The 4506-nt window shown below is 74.1% G+C and carries 6 protein-coding genes; 5 read left to right on the top strand and 1 reads right to left on the bottom strand.

All coding sequences use genetic code 11. From position 1 onward, the window contains the following. The first annotated feature begins 333 nt into the window (after positions 1 to 333). The 4 genes from E1283_RS32485 to E1283_RS32470 all read left to right on the top strand — a co-directional run bounded on the left by E1283_RS32485 (position 334) and on the right by E1283_RS32470 (position 3236). Entirely contained in the window at positions 334 to 1008 is a 675-nt protein-coding gene (locus E1283_RS32485; protein ID WP_132821751.1) for an AIM24 family protein, read from the top strand. A gap of 224 nt (positions 1009 to 1232) precedes the next feature. Further along, a complete protein-coding gene (locus tag E1283_RS32480) occupies positions 1233 to 1745 on the top strand; it encodes a GNAT family N-acetyltransferase (protein ID WP_132821750.1) in 513 nt (170 codons plus the stop codon). A gap of 94 nt (positions 1746 to 1839) precedes the next feature. Further along, a complete protein-coding gene (locus E1283_RS32475) occupies positions 1840 to 2601 on the top strand; it encodes a metallophosphoesterase family protein (RefSeq protein ID WP_132821749.1) in 762 nt (253 codons plus the stop codon). A gap of 83 nt (positions 2602 to 2684) precedes the next feature. Beyond that, the gene (locus E1283_RS32470) at positions 2685 to 3236 is read left to right on the top strand and encodes a DinB family protein (RefSeq protein ID WP_132821748.1); all 552 of its coding nucleotides are present in this window, start codon (positions 2685 to 2687) and stop codon (positions 3234 to 3236) included. On the opposite strand, the gene E1283_RS32465 is transcribed toward E1283_RS32470, so the two are convergent. Then, a complete protein-coding gene (locus E1283_RS32465) occupies positions 3230 to 3937 on the bottom strand; it encodes a GNAT family N-acetyltransferase (RefSeq protein ID WP_243745261.1) in 708 nt (235 codons plus the stop codon). The two genes, E1283_RS32470 and E1283_RS32465, sit on opposite strands and share 7 nt — an antisense overlap. A 129-nt stretch (positions 3938 to 4066) precedes the next feature. On the opposite strand from E1283_RS32465, the gene E1283_RS32460 reads away from it, so the two are divergent. Continuing rightward, positions 4067 to 4456, top strand: a complete 390-nt coding sequence (locus E1283_RS32460; protein WP_132821746.1) for a cupin domain-containing protein — start codon at positions 4067 to 4069, stop codon at positions 4454 to 4456. The last annotated feature ends 50 nt before the right edge of the window (positions 4457 to 4506 follow it).

The raw sequence follows: 4506 nt of genomic DNA, 5'->3' as shown, positions 1-4506 counted from the left end.
ACCGTCGACCGGGCCCCACGCCCGGGCGACGCCTCGCCACCCCCGCCGGAACATCCCTCCTCCGCCGCGCCACGTCGTGCTCACAACTCGGCGTGCGGCGGAGGAGGGTCCCGTTCGTCGCCGCAGGTGCGCCGCACGTGTCGCCGCGTGTGGCGCCGCCGTTCGTCGCCGCCGTTCGTCGCCTCGTCATTCCGGTGGGAACCGGCGACCGTGCCGGCGTAGTCGAATTCCCGCGAATTTCGCCAGGTCCGTATTTCGGCCGGCTCAGCTACGGAACGCGACGAAAAGCGCGAGTCTTCACCCGGGAATGACCCAAAGTCTATGCTTGGCGGCGTGCGAAGCGATCTTTTCAAACCCGAATACCAGGCCCAGCCGCCCACCGCGCCGGGCATGACCCTGCAGCACGCCAAAGCGATCAAGTACGTGGTGAACGGCGAGTGCCACGCCCGTCAGGGATCGATGGTGGCGTTCCGCGGCAACCTGCAGTTCGAGGTGAAGTCGCAGGGCGTCGGAAACTTCCTGCGGCGCGCGGTCACCGGCGAGGGCCTGCCGCTGATGGCGGTGCGCGGCCAGGGCGAGGTGTGGCTCGCGCACAACTCGCAGAACTGCTTCGTGATGGATCTCGACCAGCCGGGCGAGGCGCTGTCCATCAACGGCCGCAACGTGCTGGCCTTCGATCCGACGCTCTCCTACGAGATCAAGATGGTCGGCGGCGCCGGAATGACCGGCGGCGGCCTCTTCAACTGCCACTTCACCGGCCAGGGCCGGATCGGCCTGATCTCGGACGGCGAGCCGATCATCATCCCGGTGACCGCCCAGGCGCCGGTCTATGTGGACACGGACGCGGTGGTCGGCTGGTCGGCCAACCTGCACACGTCGATCAACCGCAGCCAGAGCATGGGCTCGATGCTGCGCGGCGGCTCGGGCGAGGCGATGCAACTGGCCCTCCAGGGCGACGGGTTCGTCATCGTCCAGCCGAGCGAGCTGAAGCCGCCGCCGGGGCAGTAGCCGGCGGAGCGGTGTACGCTGCCGCGTGTTCGTGTTCGTGTTCGTTCAGGAGTGAGAAACGAGGGAGGTGAGGTTGATGACCGCGCTCAGGGCCACCGCGCGCAGCGCCCGGGTCTCCCTCACGTCCCGGGTCGTGGCCTGACGTCGTCCTGTCCGCCCGCGCCGGGATCGTGAGCCGTCGCGGCACCCACTCGCATCTCACTTCCGAACGGATCCTCTCTGTCATGACCCACACGTGGATCACGCGCGCCGAGACCGGCGCCGACATCCCCGCCATCCGCGAGATCGATCTCGCGGCCTTCCCCACCGCCCTCGAGGCGGACCTCGTCGAGGCACTGCGCGCGGACGACACCGCCTGGCTCGACGGCCTCTCGCTCGTCGCCGCGGAGCCGGGCGGCCGCCTCGTCGGCCACGCGCTGCTGACCCGGTGCCACATCGGCGACACCCCGGCCCTGTGCCTGGGCCCGGTCGCCGTGCGGCCCGACCACCAGCGGACGGGCGCCGGCTCGGCGGCCACCCGCGCCGCCCTGGCGGCCGCGCGGGACCTGGGCGAGCGGTACGTCGTCGTCCTCGGACACCCGGCGTACTACCCCCGCTTCGGCTTCACCCGCGCCTCGGTCCACGGCATCGGCGTGACCTTCGACGTCCCGGACGAGGCGCTGATGGCCCTCGCCCTCGACACCGCCCACCCGCTGCCGACCGGTACCGTCCGCTACGCGGCGCCGTTCGGCGTCTGACCCGTCGGACGGGTCGGACCCGTCGGACGCGTCGGACTTCGCCATCAGCTAAGGCGGCTGGCCGCGCGGGTCGGTCGTCGCCCAGAGTGGGCCCATGCCGACCCGCGTAGCCGTCCTGTCCGACATCCACGGAGTCCTGCCGGCCCTGGAGGCGGTGCTCGCCGAACCCGAGGTGAGCGCCGCCGACCGGGTCGTGCTCACCGGCGACATCGCCTCCGGGCCGCAACCGGCCGAGGTGCTCGACCTGTTGACCGACCTCGGCGACCGCGTCGTGTGGATCGGCGGCAACGCCGACCGCGAGCTCGTCGAGCACCGGACCGACCGGGACCGCCCGGCCCCCTACCCGATCACCCCGTGGGCCGCCGCCCAGCTGCGCGCCGACCACGTGGCCCGGCTCGCCGCGCTGCCGACGTCCCGCACCCTGGACGTGTCCGGCCTGGGGAGGACGCTGTTCTGCCACGCCACGCCGCGCGACGACGAGGAGGTCGTCGTGGTCGACTCGCGGCTCGACCGCTGGCGGGAGGTCTTCGACGGGCTGGACGCCGACGTCCGCACCGTGGTCTGCGGCCACACCCACATGCCGTTCGTCCGGCTGGCCCACGGCCGGCTGGTGGTCAACCCCGGCAGCGTCGGCATGCCCTACGGCCGGGCCGGAGCGCACTGGGCCCTGCTGGGGCCGGGCGTCGAGCTGCGCACCACGGCCTTCGACGTCGAGGCGGCCGTCGCCCGCCTCCGCCGGGACTCCGCCTTCCCCGGGGTCGCCGCCTGGGCCGACGACCACCTGCGCGCCCCCGCCACCGACGCGGAGGCCCTGGCGGTCTTCGCGCCACGGGACGGCCGCGAGCAGGCGCCCTGACCCGGCGCCCTGACCCGGCACACGGTGCGTGATCAGGGGAAAACGCCTGGCCCTCCCGGCCCCCGGGCGTCGATCCTGTCCGCATGACCAAGGCGAAGAAGCGCGCGGACGTGTTCCTCGCGCCCGAGGACGACCCCCGCGAAGGCGGCCCCACGCTGGGCGACGAGCGGGCGACGCTCGTGGAGTACCTGCGCTACCAGCGGCTGACGTTGGAGCTGAAGTGCGCCGGCCTCTCCCCCGAGGAACTGGCCCGGCGGTCCGTCCCGCCGTCCACCATGTCGCTGCTCGGCCTCGTGCGGCACATGGCCGAGGTGGAGCGCCGCTGGTTCCGCGTCCGGATGTCGGGCCTGCCGGACGTGCCGTACCACACCTCCGCCGACGCCCCCGACGCCGACTGGGACGGCGCGGCCGCGGACCCGGCCCTCGTCGAGGACGCCTGGGCGAACTGGCGCGCGGAGTGCGCCTTCGCGGACCGCTTCGTGGCCGAGGCGTCGACCCTGGACGTGCTCGGCCAGACCGCCCAGGGCCCGGTCTCGCTGCGCGAACTCCTGGTCCACATGATCGAGGAGTACGCCCGCCACAACGGCCACGCCGACCTCCTCCGCGAGCTCATCGACGGCCGGGTCGGTCAGTAGCCGGCCGCCGGCTCAACCGCAGGCCGCAGGCTCAGCTGCCAGCCGATCTCGCGGAAGCCCAGCGCGTCGGCCACCCTCCTGGACGCCGCCGGCCTGGCCCGCCACTGCGGCCACCGGCCCTCCGCCGAGGCGTGGGCCACCGCGGCCGACGCCACCCGCCTGGCCAGTCCCCGGCCCCGGTGCCGAGGGTGCGTCAACACGCACAGGTGCGCGGTCGCGGACGGCCACCGGTGGTATCCGGCGGCGGCCGCCACGGAGCCGTCGCCGTCGCGCACCACGAAGGCCGGGGAGTCCAGGGCGTCGAGACCGGCCTCGTCGGCGTCCTCGGGCCCGACGGCCGCCAGGAGCGCGCGCAGGCCCGGGTGATCCGCCGCCACCTTGTCGACGTGGCCGCCGGCCGGGCGGAGGCCGCCGTCCGGGAGATAGGCCAACGCCGCCGGCCCCAACACGTCGGCCGCCCTCAACGCCGTCCGGAGCGTCCACGCGTCCGGCGGCGCCCCGGACACCGCCCGCTCCACCGCCGCCACGAGGCCCGGCGCCGGCACGGTCACCAGCGCCGCGCCCTCCAGCACGACCACGCCGACCCAGCCGGGCGGGCAGAACCCCGACCCCGGCGACACGACGACCCGGACGCCGCCAACCTCGGGGAACGCCGCGCCGTCGACCCCGGCGAGGCCCTCCCACAGTCGACGTCCACGCATCACCAACGAGTCCTCGGCCACGTCACCCATCATCACACCGGCCCGACCGGCCCCACCGGCCGGTCGGCACGCTTCTCCTCGACGTCGTACGGCTGGTCACGGACGGCCGAGCACGCCCATGCTGTGAGCATGACCGAACCGCGTCCCCCGGCGCCCGCCCATGTCTCGCTGTTCCGGTTCGACCGGGCGGAGCGGGCCGTGGGTCGGTTCGGGAGCGTCGGGGTGGTCGCCACCCGGATCGCCGCGTCGCCGCGGGGTGCGGTGGAGTTGACCTGGCTCACCATTCGGCCTGGCGGCACGATCGGCGCGCACGCGGCACCGGCCACCCAGCTCTTCCTCGTCGTCTCGGGCGAGGGGTGGGTCGCCGGGGCGGACGGCGACCGGGTGGCCATCTCCGCTGGTTGGGGCGTCCGTTGGGAGGCCGGCGAGGTGCACGCCTCGGGAACCGACACCGGCCTGGTCGCGCTGGCGGCCGAAGGGCCAGGGGTCGAGGCGTACGAACCGGAGCGGCTTTCGTGACATCCTGCCTCGGGTGAGTGACGGAATCAGCCGGGTGGGCGGGCTCGACG

Origin of the sequence: Streptomyces hainanensis, from assembly GCF_004348415.1 — a bacterium.
Lineage (GTDB): Bacteria > Actinomycetota > Actinomycetes > Streptomycetales > Streptomycetaceae > Streptomyces > Streptomyces hainanensis.
Note: the sequence above shows the minus strand (reverse complement) of the source record. Positions and strands in the feature narration are given on the sequence as shown.

Excerpts from the sequence above, each read along its gene's own strand:
- E1283_RS32480 (WP_132821750.1), top strand. The coding sequence starts at position 1,233 with ATGACCCACACGTGGATCACGCGCGCCGAGACCGGCGCCGACATCCCC.
- E1283_RS32475 (WP_132821749.1), top strand. The coding sequence starts at position 1,840 with ATGCCGACCCGCGTAGCCGTCCTGTCCGACATCCACGGAGTCCTGCCG.
- E1283_RS32470 (WP_132821748.1), top strand. The coding sequence starts at position 2,685 with ATGACCAAGGCGAAGAAGCGCGCGGACGTGTTCCTCGCGCCCGAGGAC.
- E1283_RS32465 (WP_243745261.1), bottom strand. The coding sequence starts at position 3,937 with ATGCGTGGACGTCGACTGTGGGAGGGCCTCGCCGGGGTCGACGGCGCG.
- E1283_RS32460 (WP_132821746.1), top strand. The coding sequence starts at position 4,067 with ATGACCGAACCGCGTCCCCCGGCGCCCGCCCATGTCTCGCTGTTCCGG.